Origin of the sequence: Collinsella sp. AF29-7AC, assembly GCF_003475665.1 — a bacterium.
Taxonomy (GTDB): Bacteria; Actinomycetota; Coriobacteriia; order Coriobacteriales; family Coriobacteriaceae; genus Collinsella.
In genome coordinates this window covers 93,637-118,218 of the sequence record NZ_QRQX01000001.1, presented here as the reverse complement: position 1 = coordinate 118,218, position 24,582 = coordinate 93,637, and the positions used below count along the sequence as shown (strand labels likewise).

The 24,582-nt window shown below is 60.3% G+C and carries 21 protein-coding genes and 1 tRNA gene; 8 read left to right on the top strand and 14 right to left on the bottom strand.

Features of this window, described 5'->3' with window-relative positions; genetic code table 11:
• Positions 1-5: 5 nt before the first annotated feature.
• Positions 6-1,292, bottom strand: a complete 1,287-nt coding sequence (locus DWZ15_RS00490) for a glutamate-5-semialdehyde dehydrogenase (RefSeq protein ID WP_118448603.1) — start codon at positions 1,290-1,292, stop codon at positions 6-8.
• 112 nt (positions 1,293-1,404) lie between these two features.
• Here DWZ15_RS00490 and DWZ15_RS00485 point away from each other — a divergent pair, with 112 nt between their 5' ends.
• A complete protein-coding gene (locus DWZ15_RS00485) occupies positions 1,405-2,823 on the top strand; it encodes an alpha/beta fold hydrolase (RefSeq protein WP_118448601.1) in 1,419 nt (472 codons plus the stop codon).
• Positions 2,824-2,924: 101 nt separating this feature from the next.
• On the opposite strand, the gene proB is transcribed toward DWZ15_RS00485, so the two are convergent.
• The 5 genes from proB to DWZ15_RS00460 form a co-directional block, all read right to left on the bottom strand.
• A complete protein-coding gene (gene proB / locus DWZ15_RS00480) occupies positions 2,925-4,052 on the bottom strand; it encodes a glutamate 5-kinase (protein ID WP_118448598.1) in 1,128 nt (375 codons plus the stop codon).
• A gap of 79 nt (positions 4,053-4,131) precedes the next feature.
• Positions 4,132-5,637, bottom strand: coding sequence for a nicotinate phosphoribosyltransferase (locus DWZ15_RS00475; protein WP_118448596.1), 1,506 nt, complete (start codon positions 5,635-5,637; stop codon positions 4,132-4,134).
• A gap of 84 nt (positions 5,638-5,721) precedes the next feature.
• Positions 5,722-6,162, bottom strand: a complete 441-nt coding sequence (locus DWZ15_RS00470) for a hypothetical protein (protein ID WP_117635034.1) — start codon at positions 6,160-6,162, stop codon at positions 5,722-5,724.
• 64 nt (positions 6,163-6,226) lie between these two features.
• A tRNA-Ala gene (locus DWZ15_RS00465) sits at positions 6,227-6,299 on the bottom strand.
• Between the two features lie 193 nt (positions 6,300-6,492).
• Positions 6,493-7,431 carry a radical SAM protein gene (locus DWZ15_RS00460; protein ID WP_118448593.1) on the bottom strand — a complete coding sequence of 313 codons (939 nt, stop codon included), beginning with the start codon at positions 7,429-7,431 and terminating at the stop codon, positions 6,493-6,495.
• 524 nt (positions 7,432-7,955) lie between these two features.
• Here DWZ15_RS00460 and DWZ15_RS00455 point away from each other — a divergent pair.
• The gene (locus DWZ15_RS00455; RefSeq protein ID WP_118448591.1) at positions 7,956-9,155 is read left to right on the top strand and encodes an MraY family glycosyltransferase; all 1,200 of its coding nucleotides are present in this window, start codon (positions 7,956-7,958) and stop codon (positions 9,153-9,155) included.
• 161 nt (positions 9,156-9,316) lie between these two features.
• Positions 9,317-10,366, top strand: coding sequence for a tryptophan--tRNA ligase (trpS, locus tag DWZ15_RS00450; protein WP_089572045.1), 1,050 nt, complete (start codon positions 9,317-9,319; stop codon positions 10,364-10,366).
• A 345-nt stretch (positions 10,367-10,711) separates the two neighbouring features.
• Here trpS and DWZ15_RS00445 read toward each other — a convergent pair whose 3' ends face one another.
• The 5 genes from DWZ15_RS00445 to pckA all read right to left on the bottom strand — a co-directional run bounded on the left by DWZ15_RS00445 (position 10,712) and on the right by pckA (position 15,326).
• The gene (locus DWZ15_RS00445; RefSeq protein WP_118448588.1) at positions 10,712-11,032 is read right to left on the bottom strand and encodes an MGMT family protein; all 321 of its coding nucleotides are present in this window, start codon (positions 11,030-11,032) and stop codon (positions 10,712-10,714) included.
• A gap of 79 nt (positions 11,033-11,111) precedes the next feature.
• Positions 11,112-11,966 carry a DegV family protein gene (locus DWZ15_RS00440; protein ID WP_117583755.1) on the bottom strand — a complete coding sequence of 285 codons (855 nt, stop codon included), beginning with the start codon at positions 11,964-11,966 and terminating at the stop codon, positions 11,112-11,114.
• Between the two features lie 119 nt (positions 11,967-12,085).
• A complete protein-coding gene (locus DWZ15_RS00435; protein WP_022093866.1) occupies positions 12,086-12,535 on the bottom strand; it encodes a MarR family winged helix-turn-helix transcriptional regulator in 450 nt (149 codons plus the stop codon).
• Positions 12,536-12,708: 173 nt separating this feature from the next.
• Positions 12,709-13,428, bottom strand: coding sequence for a B3/4 domain-containing protein (locus DWZ15_RS00430; protein WP_118448585.1), 720 nt, complete (start codon positions 13,426-13,428; stop codon positions 12,709-12,711).
• 227 nt (positions 13,429-13,655) lie between these two features.
• Positions 13,656-15,326, bottom strand: coding sequence for a phosphoenolpyruvate carboxykinase (ATP) (gene pckA / locus DWZ15_RS00425; protein WP_199579995.1), 1,671 nt, complete (start codon positions 15,324-15,326; stop codon positions 13,656-13,658).
• Positions 15,327-15,705: 379 nt separating this feature from the next.
• Between pckA and DWZ15_RS00420 the strand changes: the two genes are divergently transcribed.
• On the top strand, positions 15,706-17,280 hold the full coding sequence (locus DWZ15_RS00420; RefSeq protein ID WP_233540016.1) for a lipopolysaccharide biosynthesis protein: 1,575 nt from the start codon (positions 15,706-15,708) through the stop codon (positions 17,278-17,280).
• 355 nt (positions 17,281-17,635) lie between these two features.
• Here DWZ15_RS00420 and DWZ15_RS00415 read toward each other — a convergent pair whose 3' ends face one another.
• On the bottom strand, positions 17,636-18,475 hold the full coding sequence (locus DWZ15_RS00415) for a metallophosphoesterase family protein (RefSeq protein ID WP_117790707.1): 840 nt from the start codon (positions 18,473-18,475) through the stop codon (positions 17,636-17,638).
• Between the two features lie 253 nt (positions 18,476-18,728).
• On the opposite strand from DWZ15_RS00415, the gene DWZ15_RS00405 reads away from it, so the two are divergent.
• Positions 18,729-20,330 (top strand): potassium/proton antiporter, encoded by a 1,602-nt coding sequence (locus DWZ15_RS00405; protein WP_118448582.1) that lies wholly within the window; start codon positions 18,729-18,731, stop codon positions 20,328-20,330.
• Between the two features lie 21 nt (positions 20,331-20,351).
• Here the strand turns inward: DWZ15_RS00405 and DWZ15_RS00400 are convergent, their stop codons facing one another.
• Positions 20,352-20,543 carry a hypothetical protein gene (locus tag DWZ15_RS00400; protein WP_117563971.1) on the bottom strand — a complete coding sequence of 64 codons (192 nt, stop codon included), beginning with the start codon at positions 20,541-20,543 and terminating at the stop codon, positions 20,352-20,354.
• Between the two features lie 112 nt (positions 20,544-20,655).
• On the opposite strand from DWZ15_RS00400, the gene DWZ15_RS00395 reads away from it, so the two are divergent.
• From DWZ15_RS00395 to DWZ15_RS00385, 3 genes are all read left to right on the top strand, one after another.
• Entirely contained in the window at positions 20,656-21,015 is a 360-nt protein-coding gene (locus tag DWZ15_RS00395) for a nucleotide pyrophosphohydrolase (RefSeq protein WP_118448579.1), read from the top strand.
• Positions 21,008-21,337: a GIY-YIG nuclease family protein gene (locus DWZ15_RS00390; protein ID WP_118448576.1), complete on the top strand. Its 330-nt coding sequence runs from the start codon at positions 21,008-21,010 to the stop codon at positions 21,335-21,337. Before DWZ15_RS00395 ends, DWZ15_RS00390 begins: the two co-directional genes overlap by 8 nt.
• A 111-nt stretch (positions 21,338-21,448) precedes the next feature.
• The gene (locus tag DWZ15_RS00385) at positions 21,449-22,750 is read left to right on the top strand and encodes a DNA/RNA helicase domain-containing protein (protein ID WP_118448573.1); all 1,302 of its coding nucleotides are present in this window, start codon (positions 21,449-21,451) and stop codon (positions 22,748-22,750) included.
• A gap of 97 nt (positions 22,751-22,847) precedes the next feature.
• On the opposite strand, the gene DWZ15_RS00380 is transcribed toward DWZ15_RS00385, so the two are convergent.
• Positions 22,848-24,581: an ATP-binding domain-containing protein gene (locus tag DWZ15_RS00380; RefSeq protein WP_118448571.1), complete on the bottom strand. Its 1,734-nt coding sequence runs from the start codon at positions 24,579-24,581 to the stop codon at positions 22,848-22,850.
• Position 24,582: the final 1 nt, after the last annotated feature.

Sequence of the window (24,582 nt, the reverse complement as noted above, 5' to 3'; positions counted from 1 at the left end):
TAGGTTTAGGGGCGGACCTGGCCGGTGCCTCGGAGCTTGTATTTGTAGGTGGTGAGGGCCTCGGCGGCAAAGGGGCCACGGGCGTGGAGCTTTTGGGTCGAGATGCCGATCTCGGCGCCCAGGCCAAACTCGCCGCCGTCGGTAAAGCGCGTGCTGGCGTTGGCGTACACGGCCGAGGCATCGACCGCGTCCAGGAAGCGCTCGCAAGCATCCGTATCCTCGGCAACGATGGCCTCGGAGTGCATCGTGCCGTAGCGATTGATGTGTGCGATGGCCTCGTCCTCGTTTGCCACGACCTTCACGCTCATCTCGAGCGCCAGGTACTCGCGACCCCAGTCCTCCTCAGTCGCGGCGACGTAGTCATCGCCCTCCACAAAGCCGGCATCGGCGCACGCGGCGCACGTGGCCTCGTCGCCGTGAATGAGCACGCCGTGGTCGTGCAGCACGGCAACGACCGCAGGCAAAAACACATTGGCCACAGCATGGTCGACCAGCAGCGACTCGGCGGCATTGCACACGCCTACACGCTGGGTCTTGGCATTAACGATAATATTGAGCGCTTTATCGAAGTCGGCGGATTCATGCACGTAGATGTGGCAGTTACCCGTGCCCGTCTCGATCACCGGCACAAGCGACTCGCGCACGCAGCGCTGGATCAGGCCCGCACCGCCACGCGGAATGAGCACATCGACGACGCCGCGGAGCTTCATGAGCTCGCCAGTGGCCTCGCGGTCGGTGGACTCGATCATCGAGATAGCCTCGCGCGGGAAGCCCTTGGTCTCGAGCGCATCGGCCAGCAGCTCAGAAATCATGGCACACGAGTGATAGGCCAGCGAGCCGCCGCGCAGAATGCAGGCGTTGCCGGTGCGGATGCAGATGCCCGCGGCGTCGGCCGTCACGTTGGGGCGCGCCTCGTACACCATGGCGACCAGGCCCAACGGCACGCTCACGCGGGTGAGGTCCACGCCGCTTGCGAGCACGCGGTGGTCGAGCACGCGGCCGACAGGATCGGGCAGCTCGGCGAGCTTCTCCAGGCCGGCGGCCATACCCTCAACGCGCTCGGGCGTCAGCAGCAGGCGGTCGAGGAGCCCCGCCGAGGTCCCCGCATCGCGCGCGGCGGACATATCGAGCTCGTTGGCGGCAACGATGGAGTCGACACCGTTGCGCAGTGCTGCGACCATGGCGCGCACGGCCTCCTGGCGCTGCTCGTCGCTCGCCGTGGCAAGCGAGGCCGACGCTGCCTTAGCGGCAACGGCAAGATCGTGGACATACGTGGCTATATCGACCGACATGGGCGGCCCTTTCTCCTAGAAGTTTGCAACCATGGTAGCCGATTTGCGCATGGCCTCGCCCGCGGCGGTAGAATTGGTCAACCCGAAACACCGCAACGAACGGAAGACTCACATGGCCCTCATCACTTCGTACCACGTCCCCGGCCTGTATGTCGAGGACCACAGCATCGACGTCCCCCTCGACTGGCGCGGCCTGGAGCCGATGCTCCTGGCCGTCGGCAGCACCATGCGCCGCGGCGCCATGCCGGCGCCCATCGCAGGTGCGCCCGAGAGCATCAAGCTCTTCTACCGTGTGGTTTGCGCGCCCGACCGCATCAACGACGATCTGCCACTGCTCCTGTTTTTGCAGGGCGGCCCCGGCGGCGAGAGCCCGCGTCCGCTGTCACCCACAAGCGACGGCTGGATCGAGGAGGCCGTCAAGCACTTCCGCGTCGTCCTGCCCGACCAGCGCGGCACCGGACGCAGCAGCTGTGTAGACGGGCGCACGATTGCCGCACTGGGCGAGCGTGCCGAGGCAGCCGGCGCCGATGCGGACCGCTCGCAGGCGGACTTCCTCAAGCGCCACCTCGCCAGCTCCATCGTGCGCGATTTTGAGTACCTGCGCCTGGTGGGCTTTGGCGGCAGGCCCTGGGTCACGCTCGGGCAGAGCTACGGCGGCTTTTTGACGCTGAGCTACCTGTCGCTCTTCCCCGAGGGCGTGGCGGCAAGCTTTACCTGCGGCGGCATCCCCCACGTACCGGCGAGCGCAAGCGAGGTCTACGCGCACACCTTCCCGCGCATGGCCGCCAAGACGCAGCAGTATTACAACCGCTACCCCGCCGACGTCGAGCGCGTGGCGGCCCTGGCAGATGCCCTCGAGGAGCAAAAGCCCGTGCTACCCGACGGCTCGCCGATGACGGTCGAACGCCTACAGCTCATGGGCAGCGACTTTGGCATGAAGCCGAGCTTTGAGCGCATGCATTGGATTATCGATCATGCTTTTGTTGACGGCGACGGCACGCTGGCCTGCGGCGCCTCGGTATCTGACAGCTTTTTGATGCGCGCCTTCGAGCGCACCAACACGCGCACGAATCCGCTGTACTGGACGCTTCAGGAGTTCATCTACGCCGACGGCGACACCATGCCCATTCGCTGGGCCGCGGCAGAAGAGAAGGCCCGTCGTGCCGAGTTCGACACGCTCACGCGACCGCTCATGTTTACCGGCGAGGCCATGTTCCCGTGGATGTTTGAGCAGATGCCCGAACTTAAGCCCTTCAAGCCGGCGATGGATCTGCTTATGGAAGACACAAGCTGGGACAAGATCTACGACCCGCAGCGCCTGGCGTGCAACGAGGTGCCCCTGCAGGCCGCGGTGTACTTCGATGACATGTACGTGGACTCGGGCATGCAGCTCGATACGCTCAGTCGCGTGGGCAACTCGCATGCCTGGGTGACCAACGAGTTCGAGCACGACGGCTTGCACGGCAGCGTGGTGTTCAAGCACCTCTTCGACGAAGCCCTCAACCGCGGAGACCTGCGCCAGATCTTCTAGCAAAGGAGTGTCCCAAAGTACCGGCACATAAGGAACGTCCCCAAGTGCCGGAAAAGGAGAGGCAGCACTGCTGGCAAAACGAGCCGCAGCGCTGCCTCTCTTTATGCAAACACTATCAAGTTGTCCCTATGGATCGCGGGCTTCTCGGCCAGGTCTGCGAGCAGGCGGTTGCTGGCAATCTGGTCCTGGCGGCGGCCGGCGGCAAGCTCCAGCACGTCCGAATCGGCCTCGGCGATACCACGGGCGACAACCATGCCGCTCGGGTCGCACACGTCGAGCACATCGCCCTCGGAAAACACGCCATCGACCTCGCGAATACCCACCGCGAGCAGCGACGAACCGCGGCTGACCAGCGCCTTCGCGGCGCCGTCATCGACCGTCACCGAGCCGTGCGCCTTGTCGCCCAGTGCGATCCACAGCTTGCGCGGCGCAATGTCCAGGCGCTCCGCCGGCGGATCGAACAGCGTACCCACGCTCTCGCCGCGGGCGAGACGCACGAGCGCATCGGGCTCCTCGCCCGAGCAAATCACGCTCTGAATGCCCGCCGTCATGAGAATGCGGCTCGCGCGGATCTTGGTGATCATGCCGCCCGTGCCCACCGATGTGGAAGAATCGCCCGCCGAGGCGATGATCTTGGCGTCGATCTTATGCACGACCGGGACGAACTCGGCCGTGGGATCCTCGTGCGGATTGGCGGTGTAGAGGCCATCGATGTCCGAGAGCGTCACGCACAGATCGGCAGAAACCAGGCAGCTCACAAGCGCCGCCAGCGTATCGTTGTCGCCAAACTTGATCTCATCGACGGTGACGGTATCGTTCTCGTTGACGACCGGCACCACACCCAGCTCCACAAGGCGCAGCAGGGCGTCGCGCGCGTGCAGGTAGGACGTGCGGCGCGCCGTGTCGTGACGCGTGAGCAGCACGAGCGAGGTGAGCAGGTCGCGCGCATGGAACTCCTCGTCGTAGGCCGACGAGATGATGCACTGACCGGCCGAGGCGCAGGCCTGCAGGCTCGGCAGGTCACCGACCGGCTTACGGTCGAAGCCCAGCACGGGATAGCCGCAGGCAATGGCGCCCGAGCTCACCACGACCAGGCGCCAGCCAAGCTCGCGCAGCGCTGCGGCCTGATCGGCAAGCCCGCCGATAAAGGCGCGGTTGACCTTGCCGTCGGCGCCCACCACCGTGGACGAACCGATCTTTACCACCATCGTTTTATAAGAAGTCGTCATACGTCAAACCAATCAACTGTTCAGCGAACGGCCGAGCCGGCGGCAAGGGAAGCGTAACTCGCCCCTACCGCCCAAGGAATTAGTGAGCCCAGGGAAAGGCAGAGGCCGCGGCCATGTTCTTGCGCACGAGCTCGTCGCGCACCTGAGCCAGGCCCTGCTCCATACCCACCACATAGGTCTGCGGGTACAAGAAGCGCTTGAAAGCTGCGTCCAGATGGTCGAGCGCCCAAGCACAGCGCTCGCGCGCGTCCTGGATGCTCTCACGTGGAGCCACCGCACTGCCATCGCGCACGATCGGCACCAGCAGCTCGCGATACTCAAGTTCGGACACGTCGGTCACCAGGGCGGCATCGTTCACGGCCACAAGGGTATTGCCGCGCGCGGCGCCCTCCCCTGCCAGATGGTCCTCGTCGTAGATCATGTCGCAGACCGGGCCGCCAAAGCCGTCGTAATAACGGCGCACGCGTTGCACACCCGGGATCGTGCGCTTGTATGGCTGCTCAGAGAGCTTGACCACCGGCGTCCATGGATCTGCCTCGCTCGCACGGCGGGCGGAAAGCTTGTACACGCCGCCCAGCGCCGGCTGGTCATAGCAGGTCGCAAGCTTGGTACCCACGCCAAAGCTGTCGATGGGCGCGCCCTGGTCGAGCAGCGACTGAATCGTGTACTCATCCAAATCGTTAGAAACCGAGATCCCCACATAGGGCAGGCCCTCGGCATCAAAACGGCCGCGCACATACTTGGAGAGCTTGGCGAGGTCGCCGGAGTCGATGCGAATGGCCGACAGGCGCTCGCCCACCGCTTCCATCTCCTTGGCAACCGTAATGGCATGCTCGCAACCCTCGCGTACGTCGTAGGTGTCGATGAGCAGCGTGCAGTTCTTGGGACTCGACTTAGCAAAAGCCCGGAATGCCTCGAGCTCGGAGTCGAAGCTCATGACCCAGCTGTGCGCATGCGTGCCAAAGACGGGAATACCGTAGCGGCGGCCGGCGAGCACATTGGACGTAGAGGAGCAGCCGGCAACGTAGCTCGCGCGCGCGACGGCCAGCCCGCCATCGGGACCCTGGGCGCGGCGCAGGCCAAACTCGGCAACGGGACGGCCGTCCGCCGCCAGCACCACGCGCGCCGTCTTGGTGGCGACAAGCGTCTGGAAGCCGACGATGTTGAGCAGCGCCGTTTCGAGCAGCTGGCACTCCAGCGCGGGACCGGTGACGCGAACCATGGGTTCGCGCGGAAAGACGAGCTCGCCCTCGGGGACGGCGTCGATGTTTACATGTGCACGAAAATCGCGCAGGTAGTCGAGGAATGCAGGCTTGAACATCGCGCCGCCGGCCGGGGCCTGGAGCGAGGCGAGGTAGTCGATGTCCTCGGGCGTAAAGTGCAGATTCTCGACCAGCTCGGGCAGTTCGGCGGTGCCGCACATGACGGCATAGGCGCTGCCAAAAGGATGGTCGCGGTAAAACGCGGTAAAACAACCCTGCTCATTGGCCTTGCCGCTCTCCCACAGGCCCTGGGCCATAGTGAGCTCGTACAGATCGGTGAGCATTGCAATGTCGGTGGGATGCGAGATGTCGGTCAAAGCCATGGGGCGACCTTTCGGATGCGTTGTGCAGAGGTTGAGGGTTGGAAAAGGGCAGAGTGTTCGGGCATGGCACCCAGCGCGAATGGGCTAGAGCAGGCCCATGCTGGTCAGGATCGTGTAGCCCATAAAGATGACAAACGCGATGAGGGCAAGGACAATGATGATTTTTTGAGCCGGCGCCATGCCAGGGATCTCGTTCTCGCCCGTAGGCTCCTTGGAGGTAACCATGCGCTGGGCAAAGGTCATCTCGTCACGGCTCGGCTTGGGCTCGACGGACTTGGAACGAGCGACCTTTTTAGGCTGAGGTTTAGGTGCGGTGGGCGCGGGCTTCGCGGCGGCGGGCTTGGGCGCGGGGGCGACGTTCGCGGCGGCCTCCTCGGCCTTCGCACGCTCGGCACGCAGGGCGGCCAGCTCCTCACGCTCGCGGCGTGCCTCTTCCTGGGCCTCGCGACGAGCTTTCTCGGCGCGGAGCTCTTCCAACTCGGCGCGTTCCTCGGCAGACAGTGGTTGGGACTCAAGCTTGGCCATGGTACAGCCCTTTCTTTTAAAAAAAGCCGCCGACACAATGTCAGCGGCTTATCAAATCCAAGGGTGGAGACGAAGGGAGTCGAACCCTCGGCCTCTGCCATGCGACGGCAGCGCTCTCCCAACTGAGCTACGTCCCCAGGACAAGTCGATATTTTACCTACGGCTCGCCAACTGTCAACGCCCAATAATCAGTCTTTTTGGGGCGCGGCTATTTTGACAACTTTTCGAGCAGGCGATCCTCTCGATGATTTTTCTGGGACGGGGATTAAAAAACATTGTGTACCGAATGATTTTTTAATCCCCGTCCCAGAAAAATCATCGGCGAATGCGTTACTTTGTGCTGGTAAGGACGCCGGTGGTATCGAAGGCTGGGGTGAAGCTCTCGTCTACCGCGCCGCCCTCTTGCCAGAACATCGTCGTAAAGCCCAGGTCGTCGGCATGGTCGAGCACCTGCTCATACTCCTCGCGCGTCACGGCGCGCGCCAGGTCGCCGCCTTGTTCGCGCATGAGCGCATTGGGCGTGTACTGGTTCATGACCGAGATCGGCACGTCGCCCACCGTCTGCCACACAAGGTCTAGCACGCGGCACGAGTCATCCGCATGCCCCGGCAGCACCAGGTGGCGCACGATCATGCCGCGCTTCATGAGCCCATTCTCGTCCACTAGCTCTCCCCCGCGGCGCTCGATCTCGCGTGCCATCTGCGCTAAGCCCGACACGGCCACACGCGGGTAGTCCTTAATGTGGGAGAGCGACTGCGCAAGCCCGGCATCGGCATATTTAAAGTCCGTAAGCCACACGTCGACCAGGTCGCCGAGCGCCGCCACGGCACTCGCGCGCTCATAACCGCTCGTGTTGTAGACGATTGGAATGACCAGTCCGCGCTCCCGAGCTGCGGCAATCGCGGCCGGCAGCAGGTGAGCATAATGCGTCGCCGTCACCAGATTGATGTTATTGGCACCTTGGTCCTGCAGCTCCAGCATAATCTCGACCAGGCGCTCGGGCGAAATCTCAAGCCCAAAATTGCCCGTCGAGATCTCGTGGTTCTGGCAATAGATACATTTGAGCGAGCAGCCGCTAAAGAAGATCGTGCCCGAACCGGCCTCGCCCGAGATAGGCGGCTCCTCCCACATATGAAGCGCCGCGCGGGCCACCTTGAGCGTGTCATCGGCACCGCATACGCCGTGCGCACCCTCGTCGCGCACCGCACCGCAACGGCGCGGACACAAATGGCAGGCGGGCGAAAAAAGTTCGGTCAACGGCGTCGGCATAAAAACATGCTCCAAAACAACGATTCAGCAGCTCAAACGTAAAGGGACCAACCGCACAGACGGCTCGAGCCCAAGGCGCCGTAATCGTCCGACACGATTTTTGTAATGTCAAGACTGGAATCGATAAAGTGCCGCTTTATGATGTAGGTATTCCGCCCCCCGCGGAGCAACTGGGTGAACCGTCGCGTTTATTTAGGGAGCCCACACAGTCGTACCTAGTACAGGTATCCTTCGTTGTTAAGGACGCTGGAACAGTCGATGAGGGCACCCACCTGTTTTAGGTGGGTTCATTTTCGTAACGTGGGGGGTGGTTTTTATTTGCCGAAAACCACCATTACAGCCCATATGGATCCCCGCCGGTATCCCGACAATCCATCGACAACATCCCATTATCTGGTAAGCGCGTGATTATCGCTGCGTGCAATTCCATGCACCCCCCTTGGTCGAGTATCATGGTTCGGCTATGCCCTTTGCGCTTAGCAACCTTTGACCTTTTCCTTCGACGCTTGGCGGTTTTTAGATTCATGGCTTCATCCCCGAGCTACATACCGTATCTATGCGTGGCAGCGGCGGCCTTTATCACGACCTTCCTCATGGTGCCCCTGGTCAAGCGCTTGGCAATTAAGCTCGACGCCGTCGACTATCCTTCCAAGCGCCGCATCAACACCAAGCCCATCCCGCGTTTGGGCGGAACGGCGGTGTTTTTGGGCCTGGTCGTTGCCTGCATTGTGCAAATCCTAGGCACCTGGCACCTAGGCTGGCCGCCCGTCCTGGTGCCGCACCCGCGCCTTCACATTAGCTATCCTATGCTGGCCCTCTCCTTTACCGTCATCTTTGCGACCGGCGCTATCGACGACGTCTTCCAGCTCAAGCCCAAGCAAAAGCTAGCCGGACAGGTCCTCGCTGCGCTTATCGCCTGTATCGGCGGCCTGCGGATCGGCGTCATCGTCAACCCGTTTGCCCCCGGCGAGATCATGCTCGGATGGCTCGCCTACCCCATCACCGTGATCTATCTGGTGGCATTCACCAACATCATTAACCTCATCGACGGCCTCGACGGCTTGGCCACGGGCATCTGCGGCATCGCGTCGTTCACCATGTTTTCGATGGCCGTTCTCTCGGGCCGCATCGACGCCGCCGCGCTCTCCATTGCGCTCTTTGGCGCCTGTCTGGCCTTTTTGCGCTACAACTTCAACCCCGCAAGCATCTTCTTGGGCGACTCGGGGTCGTTGCTTCTGGGCTTTGCACTGGGCTCCATCTCGCTGCTCAACGTGAGCCGCACCGCCGCGCTCACCTCGCTTATCATCCCGCTCATCGTTGCCGGCGTGCCCATCATCGACACGTTTAGCGCCATCGTGCGCCGCAAGCGCGCCCACATTAGCATCGGGCAGGCCGACAAGGGCCACATCCACCACCGCCTGATCCAAGAGGGCTACAACCAAAAGCAGGCAGTGCTCCTCATCTACGCCTGGTGCATCATGCTTTCGGCCGGCGCCGCCGCGATTAACCAGGTCGAGGTGCCCATGCGCGTGCTCATCTTTACCGTACTCGCCATTGGCTCGGCGGCCTTTGCCAAGCACCTGCACCTGTTTGAGCCCGTGCTGCGCCACCATTACAACAAGCGCACGCACGAGGACGAGCTCGTCACCCCCGACGATCCCGCCTTTAAGCAGGAGGAGCAGGCGGCAGAAGAACGCAAGGAGGAGCGCCACCACAGGCGCTAGGGTAAGCTGCCGAGGATGCGTCCAGACGCCGCCGGCCAAACGTGCAGCCACGCCGCGCCCATCGCACAAGCCGCCGCTCTCCCGCCCCTCGCCTACTTACGACCTGCCCCTCCAATAAACGCGTTATCATCTTGACCCATGAACATACGTTAGGAGCAATCATGCCAAACGAGAACAGCTACGAAGTCGCGCTGCAAAAGAGCAACGCCATTCGCGAGGGCCTGGCAAAAACGCCCGAGAAGTTCACCATGCTTACCGGCGACCGCCCCACCGGCCGCCTGCACCTGGGTCACTACTTCGGCACCCTCAAGGGCCGTGTGGAGCTGCAGAACATGGGTGCCAAGACCAACGTACTCATCGCCGACTACCAGGTCATCACCGACCGCGACACGACCGAGCATATCCAGGACAACGTGTACAACATGGTCATGGACTACCTTGCCTGCGGCATCGACCCCGACAAGACCATGATCTACGCGCACTCCGCCGTGCCCGCCGCCAACCAGCTCATGCTGCCGTTCCTGTCGCTGGTGTCCGAGGCCGAGCTGGCGCGCAACCCCACGGTCAAGGCCGAGATGGAGGCCTCGGGCCACGAGCTCACCGGCCTTCTGCTCACCTATCCGGTGCATCAGGCCTGCGACATCCTGTTCTGCAAGGGCAATGTGGTGCCCGTCGGTCGCGACCAGCTGCCGCACATCGAGCTCACCCGCACCATCGCCCGCCGCTTTAACAACCGCTACGGCAAGGTGTTCCCCGAGGTCGACGCGCTGCTGTCCGAGACCCCGCTGCTGCCCGGCCTGGACGGTCGCAAGATGAGCAAGAGCTACGGCAACGCCATCAATATTTCGATGACCGCCGAGGAGACGGCCAAACGCATCAAGAAGAGCCAGACCGACTCCGAGCGCATGATCACGTTCGATCCCGAGAACCGCCCCGGCGTGTCCGGCCTGCTTTCAACCGCCGCCATCTGCACTGGCCGTTCCGAGGTCGAGATTGCCGAGGAGATTGGCATGGGCGGCTCCGGCCAGCTCAAGAAGTACGTGACCGAGGCCGTCAACGAGTACTTCGCGCCGATCCGCGAGCGTCGTCAGCGCTACGAAAACGACCTGGACTATGTGAAGGACGTGCTGCACGAGGGCAACCGTCGCGCCAACGAGATTGCCGAGCAGACCCTGGCCGAGGTTCAGGACGCCATGGGCATGGTGTACTAGCGACATGCCCTGCGGTGCTGTCGCCAGGATTTGAACACATAAAGACGGTGAGGCTAAATCCTCCCCTAACAGGAACAGGCCCGCTGGCAGTCAGTTGCCAGCGGGCCTGTTCCCGAAGTACACCGTTGAATCGCACAGAGGGGAGGAATGCGAATCAAACTCAACAGGGCAGGCTTTTTCATCGCCTATTGCCTGCTCCGTTGCTGAATACAATATAGTTCACCGTGGTTTACTTTGCTGCGACAAACCGCGCCGCCACACCTTCTCCATAAGTTAACTCAGGTAAACTAAAACCACCACAAAGGGAACAGGCACCTTTGTGGTGGTTTTGACACGAACGAGCCGCTAGAGCCCTCCTGGCCAGCGACAGACGGCCAAGTCGACGTGCATGTCGTCCTTAAATGCCACACCCTCCCCTAGCAAAAGCTCACGTTGAGCATCGGGGCCGCCAAACGCAAAGCCCTCGCAAATGCGGCCATCGGCAAACACCACACGATGGCAGGGAATCTGACCAGGGCGCGGATTGCTGTGCAGCGCATAGCCCACATAGCGCGCGCTTCGTGGACGACCGGCGAGCAGCGCCACCTGACCATACGTGGCGACCATCCCCTCGGGAATCTGCTCGACCACCTCGTACACCCGCTCAAAAAAGCCCTCAGACGCCATTGCTCGCTCCCTTCCACCCGGAATAGCATAAACCACCACAAAGGTGCCTGTCCCCTTTGTGGTGGTTTTGGCAGGTGGGCTAGTTAACGGGCTGGAAGAAGGCTACGGCTACGGCGCCGGGGCCTACATGGGTGCCGATGGTGGCGCCGATGGTGTGAACGGGCAGTTCGCCCTCGGTGTGGCCAGCCCACAGTGCCGCGCTGTCCTCGATATACTTCTTGAGCACCGCATCCGAAAGGCCCGTATAGCCGAGCGCCAGCGGCATGGAAAAGTCGATGCCGCCCGCCTTTTCGACCTTCTGGTTGAGCAGGTTACGTCCGTTCTTGGAACCGCGCGCCTTGCCCAGCTGCACGATCAGACCGTCCTCGGCAGCCACAACAGGCTTTACGTTGAGCAGCGTACCCACGGCACCGGCAGCAGCAGACAGGCGACCGCCGCGCACCAGGTACTCCAGCGTCTCGAGCAGACCAATAACCACCACGCGGTCACGGACGGCCTCGACAGCCGCCGCGATCTGGGCCGCGCCCTGGCCCTCGTCCACTAGGCGCAGGGCATACTCGACCAGCACGCGCTCACCCAGGGTAACGTTATTGCTATCAACCACATACACGTCGCCGCCCGGCGCCTCGGCAAGTGCGGTACGGGCGCTCTGATTGGTCCCCGAAAGTTTGGCACCCACGGTAATAATCACCGCCTCGTCGCCGGCCTCACGTGCTTCGGCAATCGCCTGCGAAAAGGCGTACGGGTTGACCTGACCGGTCTTGGGCAGCTCGTCGCGCTCCACGAGCATCTCGTAAAAGCGCTGGTGATCGATGTCGACGCCATCCATATACACATCGGTGCCAAAGGTAACGGACAGCGGCAAGACGGACAGCGCCGGGTGCTCCGCCGGCGACATATCGCTGGCGGAATCGGTAATAATGCGGACGGACATAGCGAATCCTTTCTTGCGCAGGTCTCGCGCAGGGAATTTTGACAGCAATGTCCCGGGACGGCATACGCGCTCAAACGGGACGATGCAGTTTTTAATGGGAAGCAAATGCCTTGGCGGCCTTAGATCTCACGCAGGGTGTTGAGAATCGTACGCAGCGACGCATACATCTGCTCGCGCTGCTCCACACCCATAGCCTTACCGGTGGTGTCGAGCACCTCGCGAATGATGCGGTCCGCCTCGCTCATGCTCTCGCCGCCCAGAGCGGTCAGGCGCACCGGGGCACGATACTTAACGGCCGCATCACCCGAGTCGTCGACCTCGACGTAGCCGCCCTCCTCCAGATGCGCGAGCGTGCGCGAGACGGCGGCACGGGTCACGCCTGCCATGCGAGCCAGGTCAGCGCCAGTCAGGCCGTCCTTGCTGCGCTCAAGATAGTACAGGCACATAACGTCGGAGCCCTTGAGGCCCAGCCTTGCGCCCTCGGATGTCTTAATGCGCTGGATCTCCTTGTAGAGCCCGCTGATCAGTCCGACAAAGTCCTCGAAACGTGTCTCGTCGTTCTGCTGCATGGGAGACGACCGCCTTTCGCTTACATGATGCTAACGGGTAAACATCTTAGCCGCACGAGGCAACACCTCTACCCAAATATCCCATTTGTTAACCCATCAACATAAAAACCACCACAAAGGGGACAGGCACCTTTGTAGTGGTTTTGACCGGCGAACATGATCCGCAGGCGTCGTTACAGTTCCACGCAGGGATTGTCGCGGGTCACAAGCGTCTTAACGACAACCGTCGCTCCCAGATAGCGCTCGAGCAGCCAGGCCAAGCGATCGATGGCGGCCTGACAGTCCCCCATCCGCTCGGGCTCCACGCACTCAATCGCCAGGAAAGCATCGGCCGAATCGTCGGACAGGGCCGTTCGAACGCCGTCGCGCCAGTTCCAGCAGCGGCATACGGCGCCCGCATCATCGATGTAGGCGAGCTCGCCGGGAAGCGTCGGGTCATCTGTCTCCTCGCCAAGCGGCAGAAATGAATCGCCACCGTCGGTCACCTTCAGGCAAAGGTCTCCCTCAATCGCGTGCAAATCCTCGCCGCCTACGGGCAGCGCGTAGGACAGCGACACCGTGTTGTAGATGTCCACCGCGGGCGTAATGTGGCCCACCGGCTTGCCTTTGAGCACGCGCTTGAGCAGGTTCTCAATTGAGCAACGCACGCCCTTCTTGGTCTTGAATAGGCGATATGCCTCGCGCCATGCCTTAACCGGCGCATTCTCGCTGATGGTATCACTCGTCAGGTGACGCTCCGCATCGATATTGACGCGGTCGAGCAACGCGGCAATCGCATCAACGTCCTCTTGAGGAATCTGAGCCGCGGGCTTCATGCCCTTTACGACCACAACACCGATAGCCGCCTGCGGAAATAGCTCCCAAAACGAATCCTCGGCAACGAAACTCTTCATGTGCTCTCCCTTCATAGCATGCGCCCGAGCCCGGGTGCCTAAACAAAAAGCGCCCTTACGACGGCCACCTTCAAAGTCCTACGGTGCCGCCACAAGAGCGCTTACGCTGCCCCCATCCGGAGAAGGGGGCGATATGTCAGGCGTATTGTAACCCGAGTCATTCGCCCAAGCAAAACCGCCACAAAGGTGCCTGTCCCCTTTGTGGCGGATATGGACTCGCGGCGACGCTAGTGTCGGAGTCCCAGCAGGCCGCGGCCGCGATGACGGGCGTCGGCGTGCACCTGAGCGTGCGGACCGGCGGCCTTCACGGACTCGGGCAGGTGCGAGTACTTCTTCTCGAAGTTCTCCTCGAACATCACGGCCAAGTTGTGCGCCGCCTCGTCGTAGCGCGCGGTGCTCTGCCAGTACTGGCGCGGCACCAGGATGCCGTCGGGCACGCCGTGGCACGTGGTGGGAATGTCAACGTTAAAGATATCGTCATGCACGAATTCGCTGTCCTCGATGGTACCGTCGAGGGCGCGGGCCACCAGGGCGCGCGTGTAGGCAAGCTCGATGCGATGGCCCACGCCGTAGCCGCCGCCAATCCAGCCGGTGTTGACCAGGTACACACGCGTGCGGCCGTCGGCGATGCGCTCACCGAGCATCTTGGCATAGACCATGGGGTCGAGCGGCATAAACGGCTCGCCAAACAGCGAAGAGAACGTGGGCGTGGGCTCGGTGACGCCGACCTCGGTGCCGGGGATCTTGGCCGTAAAGCCCGTCACAAAGTGATACATGGCGGCGTCGGCCGTCAGGCGCGAGATGGGCGGCAGCACGCCAAAGGCGTCGCAGGTCAAAAACAGCACGACGCTCGGAGTGGTGCCCATGCCCTTGGTCCACGCGTTGGGAATGTGCTCCACAGGGTAGGCCACGCGCGTGTTGTGCGTGACCGAGACGTCATCGTAGTTGGGCTTGCGGCTCTCGTCGAGCACCACGTTTTCGCAGATCGCGCCAAAGCGGACGGCGTTGAAGATCTCAGGCTCGTGGAACGCGTCCAGGCCCTCGCATTTGGCGTAGCAGCCACCCTCGATGTTGAAGATGCCCATGTCGGACCAACCGTGCTCGTCGTCGCCGATCAGCAGCCGCGTGGGGTTGGCCGAAAGCGTGGTCTTGCCGGTGCCCGACAGGCCAAAGAACACCGCGGTCTCGTGCGTGACGGGATCCATACTGGCCGAGCAATGCATGGGCAGCACGTCGTCCTCGACGGGCAGCAGGTAATTCATGACGCTGAAGATGGACTTTTTGATCTCGCCGGAGTAGCCGGTACCCGCGACCAAAATCACGCGCTCCTGGAAGTTGATGACCACGGCGGCGCTGGAGTTGAGGCCCTTGATGGCGGGATCGCACTGGTAGCCCGGCGCGGCGAGCACACAGAAGTCCGGCTCGCCGGTGCGCGCGATTTCGCGGGCAAGCGGGCGGGCGAGCATCTGCTTAATGAAGAGTGCCTGGCTGGCGCGCTCGCAGGCGACGAGCAGTCGGCGCGTGTGGTTGCGGTCGGCGCCGGCCATGCCGCGGGTGACGAACACGTCGCGCTCGTTGAGGTAGTCGACGATGCCGGCCTTGATGGTCTCGTAGCTCTCGATCGAAAGCGGTCGGTTGACGGCGCCCCAGGCGATCTTGTCGTGCACGTCGGGCGTGTCAACGATAAAGCGGTCATTGGGGGAACGACCAGTGCGCTCCCCCGTCTTGATCACCAGCGCGCCGTTGGATGCCATGCGGCCTTCTTCGCGGCGGATAGCGTGCTCGACGAGCTCCGCGGCGGGTAGATCGACCAGCAGACGGGGCTGATTCTCGGCGGGATCTTCGACCAGCGTAATACCAAAGTTGGACAAAACATCTGCAGGGGTAACACCAGGCATGGGGCCTCCTTTAAAAACGCGACACGAGGACACGACGCGCACTTTACTCACGTAAAGCCCGTTGTACCCGATATGCAAAAACGTTTTTGCGGCAAGGGCGGCAAGCCCGCCCAACGGTCAAAAATCGCAGGCAAGCGGCCTAGTCATTGGGGACGTTTTTAAACGACTAATCGTTGGGGACACTCTTGAACAGGCAACAACCAAGGAGCGTCCCCGGATGCCGGCACTCGGGGACATTCCTAAAGTGCCGGCACATAAGGAACGTCCCCGAGTGCCGGCTACTGAATGGCGCCGCCGAAATTATCGAACAACCTGTTCAAAAACACGAACGAACACCGTCGCGTCTATACTAGAGCGCAGCAATAGAAAGGACTCCGCTTTGAGCATCACGCCCATCGATAGCATTCGCCGCGCCATCGCCCGCCGCAATGGCGTCGCCGACCCCACCGTATCGGACGGGGCGCACGGGCAGGGCGGACGCATCGAGAACGGCCTGTTCCCCGCATCGCACACCGCCGAGGAGCTCGCACGAATCCAAGAGCTAAGCCAGCGTAACGCCGGCGGTCCCGACAGCAGCCAGGCCACACGCCGTCGCCGCGAGCGCGATCGCCAGCCCGGCCCCATCCACCGCATGGTCAATGCCTGGTGGAACCGCCTGCTCGGAGCCGTCTACGGCGGCGGCTTCTCCACGCAAGAAGCCGAGTACGAAGATCACGCCACCCGTCGCGACTACCTTTGGAATACCCTGGGCACCGCCGTATGGGGCATGGCGTTTCCGTTGCTCACCATCGTGTCCACACAGCTCGTGGGCGCCGAGGAGGCTGGCAAATTCTCCATCGCCTTTGTCACCGGCACGCTCATCATGATCGCGTGCAACTACGGCGTGCGCAATTTCCAGGTCTCGGACATCGACGAAAAGACGTCCTTTGCCTCTTACCAGCTCAACCGCTGGATCTGCGGAGCGCTCGCGCTGGCATGCGGCCTGGTATACAGCAGCGCCCGCGGCTACGATGCGCAGATGGCCACAATCGGCCTGGGCGTCTACCTGTATAAGGTGATCGACGGCATTGCCGACGTGTACGAGGGCCGCCTGCAGCAGGCCGACAAACTCTACCTGGCCGGCATGAGCCAAACGCTACGATCCGTCGGCGTCATCGCGGTCTTTAGCGTGGTACTGTTCCTCACGCGCAGCATGCCCATCGCCGCCATGGCCATGGGTGTTACCGCGATCGCCTCGCTCGTTCTGGTCACCGCGCCGCTCGCCCTGCTCGAAACCGAAAAATCGCGCCGCGTGAGCCTGCGCGAGGTCGGTCACCTGTTTATCCAGTGCGCCCCGCTTTTTGGCGCGCTGTTCCTGTTCAACCTTATCGAGAGCATGCCCAAGTTCGTGATGGAAGGCACGCTGGCCTACAAGTATCAGCTGTACTTTAATGCCCTGTTCTTTCCGGCGCAGGCTATTTTGTTGAGCATTGGATTTATCTATAAACCGCAGCTCCTGCGTTTGTCGAGCATTTGGGCTAATCCTCGCAAGCGTCGTCGCTTTGACCTGATTATTGTTGCCGTTATGGCACTGATCGTGGTCATCACCAGCGTGTGCGCCGCATTTATGGCAGGTCCCGGTATTCCCCTCATGAGCTTCATGTACGGCCTCAATTTTGAGCGCTACCGCACGCTGGCACTGCTGATGGTTGTCGCCGGCGGCGTCACCGCGGCCATCGACTTTCTCTACGCCATCATCACGGTGCTGCGCCATGCCGGCGACGTCACCAAAATCTACCTGATCTGCTTCGCCGTAAGCGTAGTGCTGCCGGTGATCCTGATCAACCTGCTGGGTCTGATGGGCGCCGTGGTGAGCTACCTAGCCATCATGGCCCTACTCCTGGTGCTGCTGATTATCGAATACGCCCACATCCGCCAACGCATCGAGCGCGACCGCAACCCGTACGGCGCCTAATTGGCGCAATGGGGGGTCTCGTTGCGGACGATTTGCGACACGCAAAACTAAGTGAGTAGACTTTTGCCGAATCCCTGACCACACCGGCAAAACACAAGTCAGTGACCTGCGGTTTTGTTGAGGCAAATTTGCCGGCTGCTCGGCATTTCCAAAAAAGTCTACTCACTTAGCCAGCGGGCAGCCAAAAAAGAACCGTCGCAACGTCGTTTGACTCCGTTGCGACGGTTTTTCGAGCATTTTCGCACTGCCGAGGACGCAGACGTTCCTCATTTCTCGCGCTTACCGAGCAAGAAGGCGCTATTCTCCGAAAGTAGTCAAAAAAGCTCCGTCCCAAATTAGCTACCCTTTGCACCGATTATTCGCCTGGGTTGATATTCGCGTAGAACTCCGCGCCATCATCCAGGCGCAGGATCCCGACGCGGCCGAACTCGGAGCCGGTGGCGGCGGCGCAGTCGATATCGATACGATCGGGCACGCCGGCGGTATCCTCGCCACCCAGGCGCACAATCTGCCCGCGGCCCGACTCCTCATCAAGCCCCGCCAGGCCGCCAACCTCGCAATAGCGCCCAAGCGACACCGTGGGCGTGTGGCCGCTCACCACGACCGGACCCTCGCCCTCGGCAGAAAGCAGTCCCGTCGGCGCATCCCAATAGCCGTGACGAATCCACAGCAGGTCATCGGACGACTGCACCGCGAGCATCTGCTGCAGCAGCTCGCGATCGGCACCCACCGCTCCGACGCCATCGGCACAATCGACGCCATGCTCAAGTAAAAACGCGCGCGCCGCCTTCATCTCGATTCCAGCATGTACCAGCAGATACGGGCGCTCCTCGGTCTCGGCCACCGCGTAGAGCGGCAGCGCGGCCATCCATCGCACGAGCTCCTCGTATGCCTCAAATTCCATGTCGTTGAGCTGCTCGCGCGTCGTCCAGCCACCGTTGATATCCCAGGTCTCGGCATCGAGCGGATCCTGGCCAATGATGGCATCGAGCATGATCTGCTCGTGATTGCCCTTGAGAACGCGGGCGTTAGGCAGCGAGCGCACGAGCTTAATAACGCCGACCGGATCGGGCCCGCGATCGATCATGTCGCCCAGCACGTACAGCGTGTCGTCGGACGTCAACGAGATCTTAGACAGGGCCTCGTCAAGCGCATGCACGTGTCCGTGAGCATCAGATGTCACATAGATCGCCATGGAACGCCTTTCCCTACCTTGCGACCGAAGCCCGGAACCGCAACTAAAACTTCAAGTTGAACTTAAACGTTACCCATTGTACTCCGTTGCAATAAAGCTGGAAAGGGTTTCCGAGCAGAGGCAAAGACGGCAGCCGTCTATGACGATATCGCGCACGCCCGCAATCCAACCCCATAAACCCACCATCTTTGGGTACAAATAACCGCAGACAACTAACCGTGCCACGCCAACCACCCAGGAGCGGACACCATCCATGAACCAGATCCTTCTTTTTACCGGCCTCGTCATCATTTTGTGCCTGACCATCAAACCCGTCGGCAAAAAGCTCCCCTTCCCCACCCTGCTTATCTTTATCGCGCTCGGCATGCTGTTGGGCGTCAACGGCCCGGCGCATATCGACTTTAGCGACTACGCACTCACCGAAACCGTCTGCAGCACGGCGCTATTGTTCATCATGTTCTACGGCGGCTTTAACACCAACATAGACCGCGCCAAGCCCGTCGCCGCGCCGGCGGTGCTGCTGAGCACGCTCGGCGTCGTCATCACCGCAGGCATCACCGGCGTGTTCGCCCACTTTGTGCTGGGCTTCGACTGGATCGGCGGCCTGCTGCTGGGATCGGTCGTGGCGTCCACCGACGCGGCCAGCGTCTTTAGCGTTCTGCGCGAGCACAGCCTTTCGCTGAGGGGCGGCACCGACTCGCTGCTCGAGGTCGAATCGGGCTCCAACGACCCCGTCGCCTACATGCTCACCGCCGTGCTCGCGACCCTCGCGGCGGGCGGCAATATCGACATTCCCGTGCTGCTGACCAAGCAGATCATCCTGGGCGTGGGGTTGGGCCTTGCCATCGGCTGGACATCCAGCCGTCTGATTGAGCGCGCACACGCAACGGCCGAAGGCGCGCAGACCATCTTCTTGTTCGCCGTGGCCATCGTCGCCTACGCGCTGCCGAGCTACCTGGGCGGCAACGGCTTTTTGGCCGTATACCTTGCAGGCATTGTGCTGGGCGCAAGCGACATCACCGGTAAGGTCGAGATGGCGCGCTTTTTTGACACCCTCACCGAGATGGCCGAGATGACCATCTTCTTTTTGCTGGGCCTGCTCGTGACGCCCGCCCGCCTGCCGCAAATGCTGCTGCCGGGCCTGGCGCTCATGGCGTTTATGCTCTTTGCGAGCCGCCCCATCGCCGTCGGTCTGCTGCTGGCGCCCTTTAAGACGAGCCCTCGCCAGGTTGCGCTCGTAAGCTGGGCGGGCTTGCGCGGCGCGGCTTCGGTCGTCTTTAGCCTCTTTGCTGTGGTGGCCGGCGTTCCCGGCGGACACGACCTATTTGACCTGGTGTTTGTGATTGCCGTATCGAGCATTGTGGTGCAGGGTTCGCTACTGCCGGCGGTGGCGAAGAAACTCGATATGATCGATGCGGCCGGCGACGTGCGCCGCACCTTTAACGACTACCGCGACGAGGACGGCATGTCGTTTGTAAAGCTCAAGGTGGGCGCTGGCCATCCGTTTGCCGGGCGCTCGCTCGCCGATATTGGCAGCGCGACGGACATGCTCGTGGTCTTGGTGCTGCGCGACGGGGCGCACCCGGTACTGCCCAACGGCGATACCGTCATCGAGGAAGGCGACCTTCTGGTGATGGCAGCCCCAACGTTCGAAGAGCGTGCCGAGGTTACGCTGCGCGAGGTCACCGTGACGCCCCACGGTCGCCTGGCCGGTCAGCGCCTGCGCGACGTGCCGCAGGGCAAGCACCCGTTTATCGTGGTGATGCTCAAGCGCGACGGCCAAACCATCATCCCCGATGGCAACACCCTAATATACGCCGGCGACGAAGCCGTCATCGCCACGCTAGCTTCCTAGCAGCCCGTCCCTCTTCAGCTACTAGCTGTCACCCACAGCAAAGTCGCGGAGGTCGAGGCCTTCGCGTTCGGCTCGGGCTAGGAGCTCTTGGGGCGACTCGTCCTCGATATCCATCACGTCGAGCATGGCAGCGGGAAAGCCCACGCCAGCCGCGCTCCCCGCGTAGTCGAGCAAGCCCTCGCGCAGCTGGTCTACATCAACTTCAATCTTCACGGTGAATCCTCCTACCGGGCAATCGCGGCCGGACAAACCGCACGTCCCAACTGATGTGCAATAAACTCCAGATACGGCCATAATAAAATAATGAACATCAGGGAGGTTACGGATGATGGACAAGCTCACTGCCATGACAGAACAAGTCAGAGATTTTTGTGATGCGCGCGATTGGCGCAAATATCACACTCCAAAGGAACTTGCCATCGGCATAGCGACAGAGTCCTCCGAACTCCTTCAGCTTTTCCGCTTTATGAGCGACAAGCGCATTGCAGAAATGTTCGATAACCCTGATCAGCGCCAAGCCATCGAAGACGAAGTCGCTGACACGCTCCTCTTTCTCCTGCGTTTCGCCGATCTAAACGGAATCGACCTCCCAAAGGCGCTCTCGTCCAAACTCAAACGCAACGGCGAGCGCTATCCCGTCGACACCAGCTCCAGCGAATACAGAAAGGCGGACCACCATGAGTAACGAGTTCGCCCTTCGGCAATACACGCTTCCCCTGCCCCAGCCCTTCGAGACAAGCGAATCGCTGCAAGACTTTGGCACACCAAATCCAGGGTCGCACCACGACGAAAGCTGGCCTGTTCTCTACATCCTGACCAACAGCAAAAACAAAACGGCGTACATCGGTCAAACGACCAATTATCGACGCCGCATGAAGCAACACGCCGCAAACGTGGACAAAGACTTCGACCGGACCCTTCTGATTGACAATCCGACCTTCAATCAGTCAGCAACATTTGAGTTTGAGAATCGACTTATCGAGCTGTTCTGCGCTGACGAAAAATAGCAGGTAACCAACGCCAACAATGGCTATGCCCAGTTCGATTATTTTGAGCGACCCCAGTATCGCCAGAAGTTCAGAGACCTCTGGTCGAAACTTCGCGAAGAGAACTATGCGATCCACCCCATCGAAGAGCTCGAGAACACTGACCTGTTCAAATTCTCGCCCTTCAAAACGCTCACGCCCGATCAATACGAAACGATTGAGGCGATTTACAGGCGGCTCGAGCAAGAGCATGAAGACATTAAACACGGCGGGCCCAAGAAAGAGCGCATAAACGTCGTGAACGGCGCGCCAGGAACAGGCAAAACAATCCTCGCCATCAGTCTCATGTTCAAAATCAAAAATGAGCCGAACCTTTCCGGCCTGCGGGTCGGCTTTGTCACCCCCATGGATTCCCTAAAGAAGACCCTCAGGAAACTCACGCATTTCCTTCCAGGGTTAAAGCCTGGCGATATCTTGAGCCCCAGTGACGTCACAAAAAATGATCGTTATGACATCCTACTTGTCGACGAAGCACATCGACTGGGTAATTATCTAAGTATGGGCTCCGGCATCAAGGCCTTCTATAACACCTGCGATCGCCTCGGCCTTCCGCACACGAGCAACCAGGTTGACTGGATATACAAATGCTGCGACAAGACGTACCTGTTCTATGACCCCAAGCAGCAAGTCAGGGCATCCGGCCTCAATCGAGACGGTCTTGAGCGGCGACTTAACCAACTCGAAGAAGCGAAAATTGAAACCGAAGAATTCAACTTGAGCACCCAAATGCGAGTACGCGGCGGCGATGAGTATCTCGACTTTGTATATGATCTACTCGACAACAAGGCATACATGCATGCCGGCATGAAGTTCGAAGAACTCTTTTCATCGGAGCCTTACGATTCGCGGGCCGGGGATCCGAACAGTGATGCTCCCAGATACCAGTTTGGAATCATCGACCGATTTGAGGAATTCTGTTCCCTGCAGCAAGCCAAGGAAGAAGAAGTTGGTCTATCCCGCATGACGGCAGGTTTTGCGTGGAAGTGGGAAACGAAGAAACACAAAGACGCGTTTGACATCGTCATCGAGGGTATCCCCAAACGTTGGAACTCGAGTCAAAAGGATTGGGTCAACTCCCCCAACGCCGTCAATGAGGTCGGATGCATCCACACGGTACAGGGCTACGACCTCAACTACGGCTTCGTCATTCTGGGACCAGACATTTACTACGACGCCGAAAAAGGAGCTGTCTGCGTTAACAAAGCGAATTTCAAAGATGCCGTCGCAAAGAAACAGGCAAGCGACGACGACCTACGAAAGATCATCGTCAACGCCTACTATGTCCTCATGACGCGTGGCATGCTGGGAACGTTTCTTTATGTATGTGACCCGACGCTCAAGGAGTATTTGTCACGGTATATCCCGGTGATTTAGCTGCTGCCCGCCATGGCATGAATAGCAACGGAAGCAGCAGCGAAGCTCCTAGGAAACAATCTCGGATTCACAAAGGGCGGCGGGGCGCGCTGGCGCCCTATCCAACCAATACTGCCCCCAGAACATTTGCGAGCTTCTTGGCGGGGCGCCTATTCGCTTTTTCGCCCATCGCCACGAGCGCGTGGTTGCAGGCGTCCTCATTCATGTCGCAAACAATTCTAAGCTCATGCCGCGCCCTTGAAGCAGCCGTATAAAACAAAGTCCCAGGCTCTGGCATGTAGCTCATGGACGGCTGTTCCCATAAGGCTTGATCAACATCAATCAAAATTACCGCAGCAGCCTCCATCCCCTTGAACTTCCTCACCGTATGGACGGGAATCTTCTGACCTTTCCACCTCTTTAAGCTCTGATCGCCAGTGAAACAGCCCGACAGCTTAGAATTTTCCAGTGTCTTGCATGTGATAATCACAATGTCATTAATACCGGCACTCTTGAGTAGAGTAATATGCTTATCCACATATGCCTCTTGCGCGGCGGCGTCACAATCAATCATAAGCAATGGAGGCTTGCCAAGCTTAGCCATAACCTGTGTTCTAAAACCGTGCGCTTCACCAAGAGCACTCAGGGAAGACTTCTCGATAGCCTCCGTATTCCGGCAGTTTACATAAAGCGTTAGCTTGCAATCGGCATCCATAAGGAAGCTGGGCATAGTTGAGCCTTGGACAAACTGCCTTTTGTCGTAAAAGAGATACATGGTGCTTTCCGGCTTTGAATCCACAATAGAACGTAGCGTTTCGAGCACCATCGCGTCCTCGATAGCCTTGAGGCCAAAATCTTGGCCTTCGTCTATTACGATGTGCTGATAGGGAAACGAGTCAGGGTGCTCCATGAGCTCTTCGGTCAGGCTGGCATAGTTTGGCTCGAGAGAATTGCAGACCTTGCAGGCGTAGCCCGGAATTGTATAGACGTCGATTTCCGGAACATCCTTGCACCTTCTAGCAATCTCTTCCTTCAAAAGCGAATTAAAGCACAAAAAGAGAACCCTGCCCGTACAGGCGGCCTGCCTAGCCCTCTCAATTGCAATGAGGGTTTTACCAGTTCCTGCCGCCCCATTAATTACCGCCGTCTTCTGATCCTTGATGAAATTCAACACGCGAGCCTGCGAGTCCAGCAGCCTTGCGAACACGAAATCGTTATATCGATAGTCTACCGAATTCGTCGGGACGATATCGAACTCCGGCAAGAGCACTTTATGCAAAACCTCTTGAGCCTCGGTCTTGGAGAGTCTCGTCTCCCTTCCCCCGACTTCCATACTCATGATGCGAACTATTTGAGCAGTTGGATCCCCAAGGTCTGTCTTGCACAGAGTAATATCGCGAGAAGCCTCAGGAGAGTAGTCAATAAAACCAAGCTCGTGGGCGCCCAAGGACGGAAGCCAAACCGCATGAGTAACCTTGCACCTATCGCACAGCTCCCTCAACCCTACATCTTCAAATCGGTTAATGAGCTTCCATTTAATGCTATCCGCCTGCCGATAAGGCCCTCCATGCCTCCGCATCGATATGCCGCTACCGTATAGCCACTCGCCGTTTTCGCAGCGGATCTTTCCCGCCTTCGCCTCGATGACAAGGATACCGAGTCTGCGATTAAACACGACGAAATCGGCTTCCCTCTGCTCAATAGCGTTTCCATCCACAACATCCAACATCTTGTATGAATGGATAACCGTAAAATCATCGGGAAGCTTACTCAGTGCGTAATAAATCTCCCCCTCACGGCTCCGATCGTCGTATTCAGCTGGGCCAAGGCTCGGTATCATTCTTGCAGCCATG

Excerpts from the sequence above, each read along its gene's own strand:
- DWZ15_RS00435 (WP_022093866.1), bottom strand. The coding sequence starts at position 12,535 with ATGCAGCAGAACGACGAGACACGTTTCGAGGACTTTGTCGGACTGATC.
- DWZ15_RS00405 (WP_118448582.1), top strand. The coding sequence starts at position 18,729 with ATGAACCAGATCCTTCTTTTTACCGGCCTCGTCATCATTTTGTGCCTG.
- DWZ15_RS00470 (WP_117635034.1), bottom strand. The coding sequence starts at position 6,162 with ATGGCCAAGCTTGAGTCCCAACCACTGTCTGCCGAGGAACGCGCCGAG.
- DWZ15_RS00390 (WP_118448576.1), top strand. The coding sequence starts at position 21,008 with ATGAGTAACGAGTTCGCCCTTCGGCAATACACGCTTCCCCTGCCCCAG.
- DWZ15_RS00475 (WP_118448596.1), bottom strand. The coding sequence starts at position 5,637 with ATGGCTTTGACCGACATCTCGCATCCCACCGACATTGCAATGCTCACC.
- DWZ15_RS00445 (WP_118448588.1), bottom strand. The coding sequence starts at position 11,032 with ATGGCGTCTGAGGGCTTTTTTGAGCGGGTGTACGAGGTGGTCGAGCAG.
- DWZ15_RS00440 (WP_117583755.1), bottom strand. The coding sequence starts at position 11,966 with ATGTCCGTCCGCATTATTACCGATTCCGCCAGCGATATGTCGCCGGCG.
- DWZ15_RS00430 (WP_118448585.1), bottom strand. The coding sequence starts at position 13,428 with ATGAAGAGTTTCGTTGCCGAGGATTCGTTTTGGGAGCTATTTCCGCAG.
- DWZ15_RS00415 (WP_117790707.1), bottom strand. The coding sequence starts at position 18,475 with ATGGCGATCTATGTGACATCTGATGCTCACGGACACGTGCATGCGCTT.
- DWZ15_RS00395 (WP_118448579.1), top strand. The coding sequence starts at position 20,656 with ATGATGGACAAGCTCACTGCCATGACAGAACAAGTCAGAGATTTTTGT.
- DWZ15_RS00455 (WP_118448591.1), top strand. The coding sequence starts at position 7,956 with ATGGCTTCATCCCCGAGCTACATACCGTATCTATGCGTGGCAGCGGCG.
- DWZ15_RS00490 (WP_118448603.1), bottom strand. The coding sequence starts at position 1,292 with ATGTCGGTCGATATAGCCACGTATGTCCACGATCTTGCCGTTGCCGCT.
- DWZ15_RS00485 (WP_118448601.1), top strand. The coding sequence starts at position 1,405 with ATGGCCCTCATCACTTCGTACCACGTCCCCGGCCTGTATGTCGAGGAC.
- trpS (WP_089572045.1), top strand. The coding sequence starts at position 9,317 with ATGCCAAACGAGAACAGCTACGAAGTCGCGCTGCAAAAGAGCAACGCC.
- proB (WP_118448598.1), bottom strand. The coding sequence starts at position 4,052 with ATGACGACTTCTTATAAAACGATGGTGGTAAAGATCGGTTCGTCCACG.
- DWZ15_RS00380 (WP_118448571.1), bottom strand. The coding sequence starts at position 24,581 with ATGGCTGCAAGAATGATACCGAGCCTTGGCCCAGCTGAATACGACGAT.
- pckA (WP_199579995.1), bottom strand. The coding sequence starts at position 15,326 with ATGCCTGGTGTTACCCCTGCAGATGTTTTGTCCAACTTTGGTATTACG.
- DWZ15_RS00460 (WP_118448593.1), bottom strand. The coding sequence starts at position 7,431 with ATGCCGACGCCGTTGACCGAACTTTTTTCGCCCGCCTGCCATTTGTGT.